This window comes from Mesorhizobium sp. WSM4904 (genome assembly GCF_029674545.1).
Classification (GTDB): domain Bacteria; phylum Pseudomonadota; class Alphaproteobacteria; order Rhizobiales; family Rhizobiaceae; genus Mesorhizobium.
On the sequence record NZ_CP121354.1, the window covers coordinates 104,610 to 119,869 of the forward strand.

At 65.4% G+C, this 15,260-nt stretch carries 15 protein-coding genes; all 15 read left to right on the forward strand.

The genetic code is table 11. The features are described from left to right. Window positions 1-3 precede the first annotated feature (3 nt). The 15 genes from QAZ47_RS00505 to QAZ47_RS00575 all read left to right on the forward strand — a co-directional run bounded on the left by QAZ47_RS00505 (window position 4) and on the right by QAZ47_RS00575 (window position 15,239). Window positions 4-1,011, forward strand: coding sequence for an ABC transporter permease (locus QAZ47_RS00505; RefSeq protein WP_278232124.1), 1,008 nt, complete (start codon window positions 4-6; stop codon window positions 1,009-1,011). Next, a complete protein-coding gene (locus QAZ47_RS00510) occupies window positions 1,004-1,852 on the forward strand; it encodes an ABC transporter permease (protein ID WP_278232125.1) in 849 nt (282 codons plus the stop codon). Before QAZ47_RS00505 ends, QAZ47_RS00510 begins: the two co-directional genes overlap by 8 nt. Beyond that, window positions 1,849-2,727 carry an ABC transporter ATP-binding protein gene (locus tag QAZ47_RS00515; protein WP_278232126.1) on the forward strand — a complete coding sequence of 293 codons (879 nt, stop codon included), beginning with the start codon at window positions 1,849-1,851 and terminating at the stop codon, window positions 2,725-2,727. Before QAZ47_RS00510 ends, QAZ47_RS00515 begins: the two co-directional genes overlap by 4 nt. Continuing rightward, window positions 2,720-3,550, forward strand: a complete 831-nt coding sequence (locus QAZ47_RS00520) for an ATP-binding cassette domain-containing protein (RefSeq protein WP_278205006.1) — start codon at window positions 2,720-2,722, stop codon at window positions 3,548-3,550. Before QAZ47_RS00515 ends, QAZ47_RS00520 begins: the two co-directional genes overlap by 8 nt. A 78-nt stretch (window positions 3,551-3,628) precedes the next feature. Next, window positions 3,629-4,228 (forward strand): VOC family protein, encoded by a 600-nt coding sequence (locus QAZ47_RS00525; RefSeq protein WP_278205007.1) that lies wholly within the window; start codon window positions 3,629-3,631, stop codon window positions 4,226-4,228. 136 nt (window positions 4,229-4,364) lie between these two features. Continuing rightward, window positions 4,365-6,659, forward strand: coding sequence for a bifunctional salicylyl-CoA 5-hydroxylase/oxidoreductase (locus QAZ47_RS00530; RefSeq protein ID WP_278205008.1), 2,295 nt, complete (start codon window positions 4,365-4,367; stop codon window positions 6,657-6,659). 373 nt (window positions 6,660-7,032) lie between these two features. Continuing rightward, window positions 7,033-7,791, forward strand: a complete 759-nt coding sequence (locus QAZ47_RS00535) for an SDR family NAD(P)-dependent oxidoreductase (RefSeq protein WP_278232127.1) — start codon at window positions 7,033-7,035, stop codon at window positions 7,789-7,791. Further along, window positions 7,785-8,249: a MarR family transcriptional regulator gene (locus QAZ47_RS00540; protein ID WP_278232128.1), complete on the forward strand. Its 465-nt coding sequence runs from the start codon at window positions 7,785-7,787 to the stop codon at window positions 8,247-8,249. Before QAZ47_RS00535 ends, QAZ47_RS00540 begins: the two co-directional genes overlap by 7 nt. Further along, entirely contained in the window at window positions 8,246-9,058 is an 813-nt protein-coding gene (locus QAZ47_RS00545) for an enoyl-CoA hydratase family protein (RefSeq protein WP_278205011.1), read from the forward strand. The genes QAZ47_RS00540 and QAZ47_RS00545 overlap by 4 nt, the downstream gene beginning before the upstream one ends. A 231-nt stretch (window positions 9,059-9,289) precedes the next feature. After that, window positions 9,290-10,438: an acyl-CoA dehydrogenase family protein gene (locus tag QAZ47_RS00550; protein WP_278232129.1), complete on the forward strand. Its 1,149-nt coding sequence runs from the start codon at window positions 9,290-9,292 to the stop codon at window positions 10,436-10,438. A gap of 29 nt (window positions 10,439-10,467) precedes the next feature. Then, window positions 10,468-10,863 carry a RidA family protein gene (locus tag QAZ47_RS00555; protein WP_278205013.1) on the forward strand — a complete coding sequence of 132 codons (396 nt, stop codon included), beginning with the start codon at window positions 10,468-10,470 and terminating at the stop codon, window positions 10,861-10,863. Between the two features lie 403 nt (window positions 10,864-11,266). Then, window positions 11,267-11,995, forward strand: coding sequence for a GntR family transcriptional regulator (locus QAZ47_RS00560; RefSeq protein ID WP_278232130.1), 729 nt, complete (start codon window positions 11,267-11,269; stop codon window positions 11,993-11,995). 447 nt (window positions 11,996-12,442) lie between these two features. Further along, window positions 12,443-13,582, forward strand: a complete 1,140-nt coding sequence (locus QAZ47_RS00565) for an aminotransferase class V-fold PLP-dependent enzyme (protein ID WP_278232131.1) — start codon at window positions 12,443-12,445, stop codon at window positions 13,580-13,582. Window positions 13,583-13,664: 82 nt separating this feature from the next. After that, window positions 13,665-14,450: an ABC transporter substrate-binding protein gene (locus tag QAZ47_RS00570; protein WP_059189761.1), complete on the forward strand. Its 786-nt coding sequence runs from the start codon at window positions 13,665-13,667 to the stop codon at window positions 14,448-14,450. Between the two features lie 111 nt (window positions 14,451-14,561). Next, window positions 14,562-15,239 carry an amino acid ABC transporter permease gene (locus QAZ47_RS00575; protein ID WP_278205017.1) on the forward strand — a complete coding sequence of 226 codons (678 nt, stop codon included), beginning with the start codon at window positions 14,562-14,564 and terminating at the stop codon, window positions 15,237-15,239. Window positions 15,240-15,260: the final 21 nt, after the last annotated feature.

A 15,260-nucleotide genomic window follows, 5' to 3' on the forward strand; every position in this document is an offset into this window, starting at 1 on the left:
CGCATGCTGCTGCAGAGATTCCTCGTTCGTCTTGTGACGATGCTGGTCACGCTGTTCGGCGTCGCCGTCGTCGTCTTCGTCGTCATTCGCGTGGCGCCCGGCGATCCGATCGCCATGATGCTGCCGCCCGGCGCCAGCGACGACGACATCGCGCGGCTGCGCGCGCTCTATGGGCTGGACAAGAGCATCGTGCAGCAGTTCTTCATCTGGCTCGCGGGCGTGCTGCATGGCGATTTCGGCACCTCGATCTCGCTGCGCCAGGACGTGCTGGGGCTGGTGTTCAACCGGCTGCCGGCGACGCTCGAACTTGCAACCGTCGCGCTGCTGATGGCGATTGCGATCGGCGTCAGCGCGGCGATCCTCGGCGCCCGCTCGCGCGGCACCGCGGTCGAGGCCGGCATCGATATCGCAAGCGGCGCGACGCTCTCCATCCCCGACTTCCTCTGGGGGCTGGTGCTGATCCTGCTGTTCGGAGTGCTCATCCCCGTGTTCGACATTTCCGGCCGCGTGTCGCCGCAGCTCGACCTGCCCTTCGTCACCCAGTTCTATCTTGCCGAAAGCATTCTCAGGCTCCGCTTCGATCTCACCTGGGATTTGCTGAAGCACATGCTGATGCCGGCAGTTGCGCTGGCTCTCCCGTTGGCGGCGATCATCGCGCAGCTCCTGAAACAGTCGCTGAAGGAGGTGCTCGACCTCGACTATGTCGTGCTGGCGCGGGTGAAGGGTTTTTCCGAAACGCAGGTGATCCTGCGCGAGGCGCTGAAGAACGCGGCGCTGCCGACGCTGACGCTGGTCGGCGTGCAATTCACCTTCCTGATCGGCGGCACCGTCATCGTCGAGCGGCTGTTCTCCTATGAGGGGCTCGGCAACATGGCGATCGATGCCGTCATCAACCGCGACCTGCCACTGATCCAGGGCATCGTGCTGGTCTTCGCGCTGCTCTTCGTGCTGATCAACTTGGCCGTCGACATGATGTATGCGCTGCTCAATCCGAGGCTGCGCCATGGATGAGGCGCGCATCTCGCGACGCGGTCTGAGTCCAAGGCTGTGGCTGGCCGGCGGCTGGCTGCTCCTTGCGCTGCTTGCGGCCATCTTCGCGCCGCTGATCGCGCCGCAGGATCCATTGGCGCAGGACCTGATGCTGGAGCGGCTGCCGCCCTTCTGGCTGGACGGCGCCGAACCCGGCTACTGGCTGGGCACCGACAGCCTCGGCCGGGATCTGTTGTCGCGGCTGATCTTCGGCGGCCGCATCGCCTTCATCGTCGCCTTTGCCGCGGCGTCCGCGGCCTGTATCGTTGGCTCGGCGCTCGGGCTGATCGCAGGCTATTTCGGCGGCTGGGCCGACCGCATCATCTCGCGCGTCGTCGATGTCTGGATGGCGTTCCCGCCTGTGCTGTTCGCGATCCTCTTGGTCGCGGTGCTGGGCACGGGCTTAAACTCCGTCATCATAGCCATTGCCGTCATCGATTGGACGCGCTTCTGCCGGGTGATCCGCGCCGAGGCGATGAGCCAGGCGCGCATGGACTATGTCGAAAGCGCGCGCATCGCCGGCTATGGCCGCATCGGCATCATGCTGCGCGAGGTGCTGCCCAACGTGGTGCCTTCCGTGGTCGCGTTGCTGTCGCTGGAGATGGGCATCGCCGTCATCGTCGAGGCGATCCTGTCCTTCGTTAATCTGTCGATCTCGACTGACGATCCGACCTGGGGCGGCATCATCGCCGAAGGACGGCTGTCGATCCACCAGGCCTGGTGGGTGCTGGTGTTTCCGCTGGTCACGCTGATCCTCACCGTGCTTTCCTTCAGCCAGTTCGGCGAGGGATTGAAGGCGCGCTTCGATCCGGTGCTGCGATGAGCCCGTGCCTCGACATTCGTCGCTTGAGCGCCGTGCTGCCCAACGGCCAGCGCGTGCTGCGCTCGGTCTCGCTCGCCGTCCAGCCTGGCGAGGTTCGCGCGCTGGTCGGCGAGAGCGGCGCCGGCAAGACGATGATCGGCAAGGCGGTGCTCGGCGTCCTGCCGAAGAGCGTGCGCATCGTCGAAGGCGAGATGCTGATCGAGGGCGAGGATCTCGGCCGCCTCGATGCGAAAGCACGACGGGCCCTGATCGGCGCGCGTACGGCGCTGATCCCGCAGGACCCGCTCACCGCGCTCAACCCGTCGCGCCGCATCGGCCCGCAGATGACCGACCGGTTGGTGCGCATCCTCGGCTGGAGCGGCGAGAGGGCGGACAAACGCATCCGCCAGCTGCTCGACGAGGTGCAGATCCGCGATCCCGAGCGCGTGCTGAAAAGCTATCCGCATGAATTGTCCGGCGGCATGCGCCAGCGCGTGCTGATCGCTGCCGCCTTTGCCGCTGAACCCAGGCTGATCGTCGCGGACGAGCCGACGACAGCGCTGGATGTGACCGTGCAGAAGCAGATCCTGCGGCTGATCGCACAGCTGCAGCGCGACCACGGCACCGCGATCCTGTTCGTGACCCATGATCTCGGCGTCGTCGCCAAGATCAGCCAGAAGGTGTCGGTGCTCTATGCCGGCAAGGTTGTGGAAGAAGCCGAGACTACGGCCCTCTTCGCGTCCCCGCAGCATCCCTACACGCGGGCGCTGATCGCGGCGACGCCGCGGTACACCGATCCGCATGCGTCGCTGAAGCCGGTGGACGAGACGGTGCTCGCCGGGCTCACGGCCGAGATCGCGGCGGCCGACAAAGCGTGGAGGCCCGGCCATGGCTGAGCCGCTGTTTTCCGTGCGCGGGCTGAAGGTGGCGCTGCCCGACATGACGCGCAAGCCGCTGATCGGCCGCGCGCCGCTGGCCGAGATCCTCAAGGGACTGGACTTCGACCTGCCCAAGGGATCGGTAACCGGCATCGTCGGCGAGTCCGGCTCGGGCAAGTCGACGCTCGGCCGCGCGCTGGTGCGGCTGATCGAGCCAAGCGCGGGAGCCATCAACTTCGAAGGACGCGACATCAGCCATCTTTCGGAAGCCGAGCTCCGGCCGCTTCGCCGCGATCTGCAGATGATCTTCCAGGATCCGATGTCGTCGCTCAATCCGCGACACACGATCTTCAACATCATTGCCGCGCCGCTCAGGCAGAACGGGCTTGGCGACAGGCTCAAGGAGCGCGTGGCGGAAGCCTTGCAGCGTGTCGGCCTGCCGCAGAATTTCGCCGGCCGCTACCGCCACGAGCTGTCCGGCGGCCAGCGCCAGCGCGTCGGCATCGCCAGGGCGCTGGCGCTGTCGCCGAAATTCGTGCTGGCTGACGAGATCGTCTCCGGCCTCGACGTCTCGACACAAGCGCAGATCCTGACGCTGCTGGAGAAACTAGCGGCCGAGATGGGACTGACGGTCGCCTTCATCAGCCACGACCTGTCGGTGATCCGGCGGCTCTGCCAGCAGGTCATCGTCATGCGCGAAGGCAGGATCGTCGAGGCCAGCGCCACCGACGCGCTGTTCGACGATCCGCAGGAGGCCTACACGCGCGACCTGCTCGCCGCCATTCCGCTGCCTGAGATCGACGCGGACTGGCTGCGGCCGCCTGCCAAGGCGCCTGTGTGAGGAGAGCTTGACTACCCGCACGCCGAATAGCGGGCCTCGGATGTGCGTCTTCAAGTCAGCCCGCGAACGGAGGGTGACATGAACTACGCAACCCGCGGCACGATGGTCGCCGCGATCCTGCTCGGCGCAATGGGAGCGGCCTCGGCCGACTCGATACCCGGCATGCGCGGCCACGACCACACCGGCATCACCGTGCCCGACATGAAACAGGCCGTCGGCTTCTTCACCGATGTCGTCGGCTGCAAGAAGGCGATGTCGTTCGGTCCGTTCGCCGACGACAAGGGCACCTTCATGCAGGACCTGCTCGGCGTCGATCCGAAGGCGGTGATCGAGGAGATCACCATGGTCCGCTGCGGCACGGGATCGAACATCGAGTTGTTCAAATATACGGCACCGGACCAGAAGAACCTGCAGCCGAAGAACAGCGACATAGGCGGCTTCCACATCGCCTTCTATGTCGACGACGTCGCCGCGGCGAAAACCTACCTCGACGCCAAAGGCGTGAAGACCAGGCTGGGGCCGCTGCCGGTCAAGGAAGGGCCGGCGGCCGGCCAAACCATCATCTATTTCCAGGCGCCCTGGGGATTGCAGCTCGAAGCAATCAGCTACCCGCAAGGCATGGCCTACGAGAAGGGCGCGGAGACTGTGCTGTGGAGCCCGAAGGATCCGACCAAGTGAGCGGATCCGCTAGAGCGTCGAGCAATCGTTCAATTATGAAACTTCAAGCTTGAAATAATTGATCGCTGGCGCAATACTGAACATTGGGATCGCCGGCCTCGCCGGCGACTCCTATGCGAAGAGGAGATCGCAAGACATGAAGGTTGCGGTTCTCGGCGGCGGACCGGCCGGACTCTACTTTGCCATCTCGCTGAAATTGCGCGATGCCGCGCATGAGGTGACGGTCTATGAACGCAACCGCCCGGACGACACGTTCGGCTGGGGTGTAGTGCTATCAGCCGAGACGCTGGAGAACCTGACCAGGAACGACCCGGTCAGCGCCGTCTGGATCAAGAAGCATTTCGCCTATTGGGACGACATCGCCGTCATCCATGACGGCGTGCGCACCGTCTCCACCGGCCACGGCTTCTGCGGCATCGGCCGCAAGCGGCTCCTGATCCTGCTGCAGCGGCGAGCGCGTGAGCTCGGCATCAAGATGATGTTCGAGACGGAGATTTCCGACCCGAGGCCGTTCATGGAAACGCATGACCTGGTGGTCGCGTCCGACGGGCTGAACTCGAGGTCACGCGCGGCTTTCGCCGATGTCTTCAAGCCGGACATCGACACCCGCAAGTGCAAGTTCGTGTGGCTCGGCACGACGCAGAAATTCGACGACGCCTTCACCTTCATCTTCGAGAAAACGGAGCATGGCTGGGTGTGGGCGCATGCCTACCAGTTCGACAGCGAGACCGCGACATTCATCGTCGAGTGCAGTCAGCAAACGTGGGAGCGCTTCGGCTTCGGCGCGATGACGCAGCAGGAGTCGATCGCGGTCTGCGAGCGCATCTTCGAAAAACATCTCGGCGGCCATCCGCTGATGACCAACGCCAACCACATTCGCGGTTCGGCCTGGATCAACTTCCCGCGCGTGCTGTGCGAGCGCTGGTCGCACAAGAACCTGGCGCTGATGGGCGATGCCGCGGCCAGCGCCCATTTCTCGATCGGCTCCGGCACCAAGCTCGCGCTCGAAAGCGCGGTGGCGCTCGCGGACTATGTCGAGTCCGAGCCCGACCTCGAGGCCGCCTTCCGCAAATACGAAGACGCGCGGCGCACCGAGGTGCTCAAGCTGCAATCGGCGGCGCGTAACTCACTCGAATGGTTTGAGGAGGTGGAACGCTATCTCGGATTAGATCCTGTTCAGTTCAACTATTCGCTGCTCACCCGCTCGCAGCGCATCAGCCACGAGAACCTTCGTCTGCGCGACGCCGAATGGCTGGCGGGCGCCGAAGAGTGGTTCCAGCGCAAGGCCGGCGCCGGCGGCAACAGCTTACGCCGCGCGCCGATGTTCGCGCCGTTCAGGCTGCGCGACATGGCGCTCAGCAACCGCATCGTCGTCTCGCCGATGGCGCAGTACAAGGCGGTCGACGGCTGCCCGACAGACTGGCATTTCGCTCACTATGCCGAGCGCGCCAAGGGAGGCGCCGGTCTGGTCTATATCGAGATGACCTGCGTCAGCCCGGAAGGACGCATCACGCCCGGATGCCCCGGCTTCTACAAGCCGGAACACGAGGTCGCCTGGAAGCGCCTGGTCGATTTCGTCCATGCCGAGACCGAGGCGAAAATCTGCGCCCAGATCGGCCATTCCGGCGCCAAGGGCTCGACCCGCCTCGGCTGGGAAGGAACCGACGAGCCGCTCGCCTCCGGCAACTGGCCGGTCATGGCGCCGTCGGCGGTGCCATGGTCGCCGCAGAACCAGGTGCCGAAGGCGATGGACCGCGCCGACATGGACGTCGTGCGCGACCAGTTCGTCGCTGCGGCTAAGATGGCCGGGCGCTGCGGTTTCGACATGCTGGAGATCCATGCCGCGCATGGCTATCTGCTCTCCGCTTTCATCACGCCGCTCACCAACAGGCGCACCGACGACTATGGCGGCTCGCTTGAAAACCGCATGCGCTATCCATTGGAGATCTTCCATGCGGTGCGCGCGGTGTGGCCGGCCGAGAAGCCGATCTCCATGCGCATCTCCGCCAATGACTGGGTGGGCATCGAGGGCGTCACGCCGGCCGACGCGGTCGAGATCGCAAAGTTGCTACATCACGCAGGCGTCGACCTCTGCGACGTCTCGGCCGGCCAGACCACGATCGCTGCCAAGCCTATCTATGGCCGCATGTTCCAGACGCCGTTCTCCGACCGCATCCGCAACGAGGTCGGCATGGCGACGATGGCGGTCGGCAACATCTATGAGCCCGACCACGCCAATTCGATCCTGATGGCCGGCCGCGCCGACCTGGTGGCACTGGCCAGGCCGCATCTCACCGATCCCTATTGGACGCTGCATGCGGCGGTGACCCTCGGCGACCGTGGCGTCAAATGGCCGGATCCCTATCTGCGCGGACGCGACCAGATCTATCGCCTGGCCGAACGCGAAGCAGCGGCGGGGCTGAAGGTATGAGCGCTTCCATGTTGTTAGGTCGGCGCCGCCCCTCATCCGCCTGCCGGCACCTTCTCCCCACAATAGCATGCAGGGCAGCTTGGCGCATGCATTGTCTTGCGCTGCGCTGGTCGACCCCCACTCCGTCTCGGCTTCGCCGATCCACCTCTCCCCCGATCGACGGGGGAGAGGAAGGGCGCGAGCCGATGAGGCTCCCTTCCTTTCCCTCCGGAGGGGGGAAAGGTGGCGCTGCGAAGCAGCGACGGATTGGGGGAACCACCTGGCAACCAAGCATCGGGCCAATCAGTCACACCAGTCACAGAATATCTTTGCATGCCATGGCGTTGGTCTGGCGTGAGGGTGAGGAGCAGCGCGATGTTTCGAGGGTTGGCGCATGATCTCCGGCAGGCACGCCCTCGTCACCGGCGGCGGTTCCGGCGTTGGCCGCGCCATCGCGCTGGCGCTGGCGAAAGCGGGCGTTGACGTCACCATCTGCGGCCGGCGCGAAGAAGCGCTCGCCGAGGTCGCAAAGGAAAACGACCGCATCTTCGGCATCGCCGCCGATGTCACCGACGAAGCCGAAATGGCGACCCTCTACGAGAAGGCGGGGGCCGCGCGCGGACCGTTCGACATCGTGGTCGCCAATGCCGGCATGGCCGGCAGTGCGCCGGCGCATAAGGCCTCGCTGGCCGACTGGCAGCGCACGCTCGACGTCAACCTCACCGGTGCCTTCCTGACCGTTAAGCCGGCGCTTGCCGGCATGCTGGCGCGGAAGACGGGCCGCATCGTCTTTGTCGCTTCGACGGCCGGCCTGAAAGGCTATGCCTATGTCGCGCCTTATGTCGCCGCCAAGCATGGCGTCGTAGGATTGATGCGGGCCTTGGCCACTGAGACCGCCAAGTCGGGCGTCACCGTGAATGCCGTCTGCCCCGGCTTCGTCGAGACGGACATGCTGGAAGAATCCATCCAGCGTATCGTCGAAAAGACCGGACGCCCCGCCGACGAGGCGCGCGCGAGTCTTGTCGCGACCAACCCGCAAGGGCGTTTCATCCAGCCCGAGGAAGTCGCCGAAGCCGTGCTGTGGCTGTGCAGTGACGCGGCGCGGTCGATCACCGGACAGGCGATCTCGGTCTCGGGGGGCGAGACATGGTAGCGGGACCGACGTCCACCGGGCCGGGCAAGGACAGGCTGCGCCTATGGATACGCCTGCTGCGCGCCTCGCGCACCATCGAGGCCGAGCTGCGCGAGCGGCTGAAGAAGGAGTTCGACACCACGCTGCCGCGCTTCGACGTGATGGCGGCGCTCTACCGGTCGCCGGAAGGCATGCTGATGAGCGACCTGTCGCGCTTCCTGCTGGTGTCGAACGGCAATGTGACGGGCATCGTCGACCGGCTGGTCTCGGAAGGGCTGGTGACACGGGCGCGGCGCAACGGCGATCGTCGCACCTCGATGGTGCGGCTGACCGAGGAAGGTTCGAAGTCTTTCGCGGCAATCGCCGCCGCGCATGAAAGCTGGGTCGGCGAGCTGCTCGGCACTGTCAGCGAGGACGAGGCGCGAAGCCTGACCGGCATGCTGAAATCGTTCCGCAGCAATTGGGAGGGACGCGAATGAGCGCCATGGCCAAGCTCAAGCCGAAGCACTTCCTCTGGGAGGTCGAAGGCCGGGTCGCAAGGATCCGGCTCGACCGCCCGGAGCGCAAGAACCCGCTGACCTTCGACAGCTACGCCGAGCTGCGCGACACGTTTCGCGAGCTCGTTTATGCCGAGGATGTCGACGCCGTGGTGTTCCTGCCCAATGGCGGCAATTTCTGCTCGGGCGGCGATGTCCACGACATCATCGGCCCGCTGGTCAAGATGGATATGAAGGCGCTGCTCGCCTTCACGCGCATGACCGGCGACTTCGTCAGGGCGATGCTCAACTGCGGCAAGCCGATCATCTCGGCAGTCGACGGCGTCGCGGTCGGCGCCGGCGCGATCATCGCCATGGCTTCCGATATCCGCGTCGCCACGCCTGAGGCAAAGACGGCTTTCCTGTTCACCCGCGTCGGGCTTGCCGGCTGCGACATGGGCGCCTGCGCGATCCTGCCGCGCATCATCGGCCAGGGCCGCGCCGCCGAGCTGCTCTACACCGGCCGCACCATGAGCGCTGCCGAAGGCGAGCGCTGGGGGTTCTACAATCGCCTGGTCGATGCGGCGACGCTCGAGGCGGACGCGCTCGATATGGCGGCGCGCATCGTCTCCGGGCCGACCTTTGCGCATGGCATCACCAAGACGCAGCTCAACCAGGAATGGTCGATGAGCCTCGACCAGGCGATCGAGGCGGAAGCGCAGGCGCAGGCGATCTGCATGCGGACCGGCGATTTCGAGCGGGCGTACAAGGCGTTCGTGGCGAAAGAGAAGCCGGTGTTCGAGGGGAATTGAGGATGGATTGTTTATTGGAGACGCTGGCGGGACAGCGCCCCCCTCTGGCCTGCCGGCCATCTCCCCCACAAGGGGGGAGATCAGATGTCACGTCGGCTTTCGCTAATTTCCAACGTCGAAGGAAGAGCGTCGCCGGCGAAGCTGCCGATCTCCCCCCTTGTGGGGGAGATGTCCGGCAGGACAGAGGGGGGCGCCGTAGAGCGGAGATCTTAGAGAGTAGCGGGGGCGCCAATGCCTGACCGCACCTTCCTCGACTGGCCTTTCTTCGAAGACCGCCACCGCCAACTCGCCGAGCGCCTCGACGCCTGGTGCGCGAAAAACCTGCCGGTCGATCATCACGACGTCGACGCCGCCTGCCGCGCGCTGGTGGCGATGCTTGGCCAGGACGGCTGGCTCAAGCCGACCGCGCTCGATCCGGACAATCCCGCACCGCTCGATGTACGCGCGCTCTGCATCACGCGCGAGACGCTGGCGCGCCATGACGGCCTCGCCGATTTCGCCTTTGCCATGCAGGGGCTGGGCACCGGCGCGATCTCGCTCTTCGGCACGCCGGACCAGCAGCGCTGGCTGGAAAAGACGCGGGCCGGCGAGGCGATCTCCGCCTTTGCACTTTCGGAACCGCGCTCAGGCTCGGATGTCGCCAACATGGAGATGACGGCCGTCCGCGACGGCGGCGACTATGTGCTTTCCGGCGAAAAGACCTGGATCTCCAATGGCGGCATCGCCGACGTCTATACCGTCTTTGCACGGACCGGCGAGGCGCCGGGCGCCAAGGGGATTTCCGCCTTCGTCGTGCCCGCCAACGCGAAGGGCCTCGGCGTTGCCGAACGGCTGGAAGTGATTGCCCCGCATCCGCTGGCTAGGCTGTCTTTCGACAATGTGCGCGCTCCTGCGTCCGCCATGATCGGCAAGCCCGGCGATGGTTTCCGCATCGCCATGTCGGTGCTCGACGTCTTCCGCTCGACGGTCGGCGCCGCGGCTCTCGGCTTCGCCCGCCGGGCGCTGGACGAAAGCGTCAAGCGGGCCGCCGAACGAAAACTGTTCGGCGCGCCGATGGCAGAGCTGCAGATGGTGCAGGGCCACATCGCCGACATGGCGCTGGATGTCGACGCCGCCGCGTTGCTCATCTATCGCGCCGCCTGGACCAAGGACATGGGCGCCGCGCGCGTCACACGCGAGGCGGCGATGGCGAAGCTCTTCGCCACCGACAAGGCGCAGGAGGTGATCGACAAGGCGGTGCAGCTGCATGGCGGCGACGGCGTGCGCAAGGGTCACATCGTCGAGAGCCTCTATCGCGAGATCCGGGCGTTGCGCATCTATGAGGGAGCATCGGACGTGCAGAAGGTGGTGATCGCCAGGCAGGTGATGGGTGCGGCGTGAGCCGGAAAAATGAACTCAAGGGGCTAGATATGCACACCATCCTGCAGCCGAAAGGCTGGGCCAAGCCGATCGGCTACGCCAATGGCGTCGCGGCGCGCGGACGCCTCGTGTTCGTCGGCGGCCAGGTCGGCTGGAACGCCGAATGTCGTTTCGAAACCGACGACTTCGTCGGCCAGGTGCGCCAGACGCTCGCCAACATCGTCACGGTGCTGGCCGAAGCGGGCGGAGAGCCGCAGCACATCACGTCGATGACCTGGTATTTCACCGACAAGGCCGAATATCTCGCCAATCTCAAAGGAATCGGCGCGGCCTACCGCGCCGTCATCGGCCGGCATTTCCCGGCGATGGCCGCCATGCAGGTGATGGCGCTGGTTGAGGATCGGGCGAAGGTCGAGATACAGGCTACGGCGGTTATACCGGAGTGAGGTCTGGGCTTGGGTTTGATTGCTCGACAATAGGTCGCTGGCGCCCCCAGCCTGGACGGCCAATTTTCAACATCGGCGCTGCCCCTCATCTGGCTGCCGCCATCTTCTCCCCGTAAAACGGGGAGAAGGGGCTGTCATCGGCGGTTTCGCCAATCGCCAGAGTTGTTGAGCAAGCGCCAACGCTGCGATCAGCCCCCTTCTCCCCGTTCGCGGGGAGAAGGTGCCGGCAGGCAGATGAGGGGCGGCGCCAACGCCGGTAGTTAGAACCTCAGCCCAGGTTGTTGATCGCGATCCACACGCGTCGCTTGGCTCCCGCCACAATTTGTGATCAGATGATCATGCCTGCTTCGGTGGGCCGCTTATGTGTCTTCGCACATAGGCTTTATCGGAGGAAAGCAAAAGCGTGGCTCTGGGCTTCGAACCGGTATCGGGACGCATCACCGTCCAGGATGGCGTCTATCAGCAGCTTCGCCATGCCTTGATGGTCGGCAGCTTCGATCCCGGGCAGGTGCTGACCATCGCCTCGCTGGCCGAGGCTTTCGGCACGTCGAACATGCCGGTGCGCGAGGCCTTGCGGCGGCTGGCGGCGGAGAACGCGCTGGAAATCTCGCAAAACGGCTCGGCCTGCGTGCCGGTGGTGACGCAGGCGCGGCTCGACGACCTCTGCCGGGCCCGCCTCGCCGTCGAGGGGCTCGCCGCCGAGCTTGGCGCGCCGCGCCTGACCGCGGCCGAGATCGCCACCCTGCAGAGGGTCACCGACGAGCAGCAGGCGATCGGCCGCGACGGCAGCATCTACGAGCTGATCGCCAAGAACCAGCAGTTCCACTTCACCATCTATCGCGCCTCCGGCTCCGACGTGCTGTTCCAACTGATCGAGACGCTGTGGCTGCGGTTCGGCCCTTACATGCGGCTGTTGTCCAACCATGTCGCGCCGCTGATGCGCGCAGGTGTCATGGAGCCCTCGGGCCGGCACGTCGCGATCATCGCGGCGCTCAAGGACAAGGATTTCGCGCGAGCCCGCGAGGAAGTGGTGGCCGACATCACCGCGACGCAACAGACCCTGCGCACGATCTGCCCGGATGTGCCCGAGCCCCGTGCGGTGGATTTCGCCGCCTTCGGCAAGGCTTCCTGATTCCCAACAGGTCGCTGACATGTCGGCGGCCAAGGGTTTCATGGCTCGCTTTGCTCAATCATCGCAAACGTTTGGCATTGGCTGAAGCCTCCACAACGTCGTCATCCTCGGGCGTAGCGACGCGAAGCGGAGCGAAGACCCGAGGATCCATGCCGTGACGCTTGAGCGCTCCCGCGGTGCAGAATTCTGCTCCGCTGCACCCTTCGACCAAGGTAACGGCATGGATCCTATGGTCTGCGCAGCGTCGCTTCGCTCCTTGCTCCGCTGTAGGATGACGAAACTGAGAGGCGCTTCGACCTATCCCCACAGTGTGCGATTTTGCAGCGGCTTCCTGGACCAAAACAATCGCACATTTTTTGCCCGCCAAACCGGTCCTTTCCGACCGCCGGCGATTGATCCCTGTCCGGTTTTGTGATCACATGATCACAAGGGAGCGAGAGACAGCAAATGTCCGGCTATTTTCTCTACCATTCGATCGGCACTTTCCCCGGCAAGGCCGAGCGGATGGCCACCGCGCTGACGGAGTTTTCCAACATCTGGTCGGCGGGGGATGATGGCCAATGGCCGGCCGCGCTTGCCGCGCGGCAGCGCTTCATCGATGCCTGGACGCGGCTGATCGAGGCGCCGCGGGGCACGCTCACCACTGCCGAAAATGTCACCGCCGCGCTCTACAGCCTGATCGGCGGCCTGCCGGCCGTGCGCCCGGTGGGAAAACGCCTGCTGGTTGCCGGCGACTGTTTTCCGAGCCTGCATTTCCTGCTCGCCGGTCTCGCCGAGCGCTTCGGGTTCACGCTCGACACGGTGCCGCTGCGGCCAGGCGAAAACTGGGTGCGCGACGAGGATTTCATCGCCCGCTGGCAGGAAGACGTCGGGCTGGCGCTGATCACCTTCGTCACCTCGACGGCCTCGCACCGCTGCGATGTCGGGCGGCTCGCCGCGCATGGCCGCGCCATGGGCAGCATCGTCGGCGTCGACGTCACGCAAGGCATCGGCGTCGCGCCGTTTTCCGTGGCAGCGACGCCGGTCGATTTCGTCGTCTCGACATCGCTGAAATGGCTGTGCGGTTCCTCCGGCGCCGGCATCCTGCAAATCACCCCCGACCTGCTCACGACCTGTCGGCCGGAGCTGCGCGGCTGGTTCAGCCAGCCGAACCCGTTCTCCTGGGACCTCGACGCCTTCACCTATGCCGACGATGCGCGCCGCTTCGACCACGGCACGCCGGCGATCCTCGCAAGCGTGGCCTCGCTGCCCGGGCTGGAATGGGTGGAGAAGACCGGCATCGACGCCATCCGCGCGCAGAATGCAATGCTCGTCGAGCGCATCATCAACGCCGCTCTGGACAATGGCTGGGCGGTCCGCTCGCCACTCGATGCCAAGGAACGCGGCGGCAGCGTCATGCTCGGCCTGCCGCAAGGCGCAGAGCCGGCAAAGATCGTCGCTTCGCTGCGCAACGAGCGGCTTTACTGCGATGCGCGTGGCACGACGCTGAGGCTGTCGCCGGGCATGGTCACGACGGAGGCGGCGACCGAAGCGCTGATCGCGCGGCTCAAGGAGCATATCGGTTCGCGGCGGCGCCGCGCATCCTGAATTCAGGCACCGCCTCGCCTGCGGCGCCCGGGAGTTGGGCGCCGAAAGGGGCGGATGAGGAACCGAACCAGAGGGAAGCAAGATGTTGAAACGTCTAGGACTGATTGGGGTGATCATCGCCGCAGGCGTCGCCTTCGCGGCACCTGCCTTTGCCGACAAGATCATGGTTGGCGCCTACCCGGCCAACCCGCCATGGGAATACAAGACCGATTCCGGCGGCTTCGAAGGTTTCGAGATCGACGTCGCCAACGATGTCGCCAAGCGCATCGGCGCCGAGGTCGAATTCCAGGATCTCGGCTTCCAGGCGCTGTTTGCGGCAACCGCTTCGGGCCGCATCGACTTTGCCGTCTCCTCGATCTCGGTGACCAAGGAGCGGCTGCAGAACCAGGGCTTCACGCAAGCCTATTACGACAGCGACGGCACCATCGTCGGCAAGGCGGATTCCACCATCAAGTCGCTCGACGACCTCAAGGGCAAGACCATCGGCGTCATCGCCGGCTCCACCGGCGAGGCCTACATGAAGGAAAACGCCGCCAAGCTCGGCGTCGCCGAGACCAAGAGCTACAACGCCCAGCAGGACCTTTTGCTCGACGTGCAGAACGGCCGCATCGACGGCGGCGCCGGCGAGCTCGCCGGCTTCCTGTTCGCCATCAAGCAGATGCCGGCGCTGAAGATCCTGGTCCGCATCCCGACCGGCGAGCGCTTCGCGATGATGACCAAGAAGGGCCATCCGCTGCTGGAGAAGGTCAACGACGCCATCAGCGAAATGAAGAAGGACGGCACGATGGCCGCGATCCACAAGAAGTGGTTCGGCGTCGATCCGGAGGCCGGTACCAGCACGGTGACGCCGGGCCCTATCCCGCAGTAAGCCGGCTAATCACAATATTCGACGAGAGCGGCGGCAAGGGCTGGCGCTCTCGCTTCGACAATTCGGGTCCTTGCCGAACATGGCGGGCCTTGTCTGACGGTGAGCGCGCCGATGGAATTGATCGATACCTTCTTCAACTGGGGCATCCTGGTCCGATCCTTTCCGATCCTCATTCGCGGGCTCGGCAACACCATCCTGCTCGGCTGCGCCGCGATCGTCTTTGGCACCATCGCCGGGCTGGCGATCTGCCTGGTGCGGCTCTACGCCCCGAAGCCGCTCAGGCGGCTGGCGACGCTCTATATCGACATGTTCCGCGCGCTGCCGATCCTGGTGGTGCTGATCCTGATCTACTACGCCCTGCCCTTCATCGGCATCCGGCTCTCGTCCTTCGTGTCGGCTGCGCTTGCGCTGTCGCTGGTGCTCGCGGCCTTCACCGCGGAAGTCTGCCGCGCCGGCATCCAGAACATCCCGAAAGGCCAGTTCGAGGCGGCCGCGGCACTCGGCCTGCCCTTCTGGGTCGCCATGCGCAAGGTGATCCTGCCGCAGGCGATCCGCGTCGTCATCCCGCCGCTCACCAGCAACTGCGTCTCGGTGTTCAAGGACACCGCGCTCGCCTCCGTCGTTGCGATGCCGGACCTCTTGAAACAGGCGACCGACGCGCAGGCGCTGATGGCCAACCCGACGCCGCTGATCGGCGCCGCGATCATCTACCTCGCCTTCCTGTGGCCGCTGGTGCGGCTGGTCGGCTACCTCGAAGAGCGCGGCAAGGCCCAGTCCGGCGCGCACTAACCTCCCCTCGAATGACATTGA

Bases quoted from the DNA above. Each gene is read 5' to 3' on its own strand.
- QAZ47_RS00530 (WP_278205008.1), top strand. From the start codon at position 4,365: ATGAAGGTTGCGGTTCTCGGCGGCGGACCGGCCGGACTCTACTTTGCC.
- QAZ47_RS00565 (WP_278232131.1), top strand. From the start codon at position 12,443: ATGTCCGGCTATTTTCTCTACCATTCGATCGGCACTTTCCCCGGCAAG.
- QAZ47_RS00520 (WP_278205006.1), top strand. From the start codon at position 2,720: ATGGCTGAGCCGCTGTTTTCCGTGCGCGGGCTGAAGGTGGCGCTGCCC.
- QAZ47_RS00515 (WP_278232126.1), top strand. From the start codon at position 1,849: ATGAGCCCGTGCCTCGACATTCGTCGCTTGAGCGCCGTGCTGCCCAAC.
- QAZ47_RS00555 (WP_278205013.1), top strand. From the start codon at position 10,468: ATGCACACCATCCTGCAGCCGAAAGGCTGGGCCAAGCCGATCGGCTAC.
- QAZ47_RS00575 (WP_278205017.1), top strand. From the start codon at position 14,562: ATGGAATTGATCGATACCTTCTTCAACTGGGGCATCCTGGTCCGATCC.
- QAZ47_RS00505 (WP_278232124.1), top strand. From the start codon at position 4: ATGCTGCTGCAGAGATTCCTCGTTCGTCTTGTGACGATGCTGGTCACG.
- QAZ47_RS00570 (WP_059189761.1), top strand. From the start codon at position 13,665: ATGTTGAAACGTCTAGGACTGATTGGGGTGATCATCGCCGCAGGCGTC.
- QAZ47_RS00510 (WP_278232125.1), top strand. From the start codon at position 1,004: ATGGATGAGGCGCGCATCTCGCGACGCGGTCTGAGTCCAAGGCTGTGG.
- QAZ47_RS00545 (WP_278205011.1), top strand. From the start codon at position 8,246: ATGAGCGCCATGGCCAAGCTCAAGCCGAAGCACTTCCTCTGGGAGGTC.
- QAZ47_RS00535 (WP_278232127.1), top strand. From the start codon at position 7,033: ATGATCTCCGGCAGGCACGCCCTCGTCACCGGCGGCGGTTCCGGCGTT.
- QAZ47_RS00550 (WP_278232129.1), top strand. From the start codon at position 9,290: ATGCCTGACCGCACCTTCCTCGACTGGCCTTTCTTCGAAGACCGCCAC.
- QAZ47_RS00525 (WP_278205007.1), top strand. From the start codon at position 3,629: ATGAACTACGCAACCCGCGGCACGATGGTCGCCGCGATCCTGCTCGGC.
- QAZ47_RS00540 (WP_278232128.1), top strand. From the start codon at position 7,785: ATGGTAGCGGGACCGACGTCCACCGGGCCGGGCAAGGACAGGCTGCGC.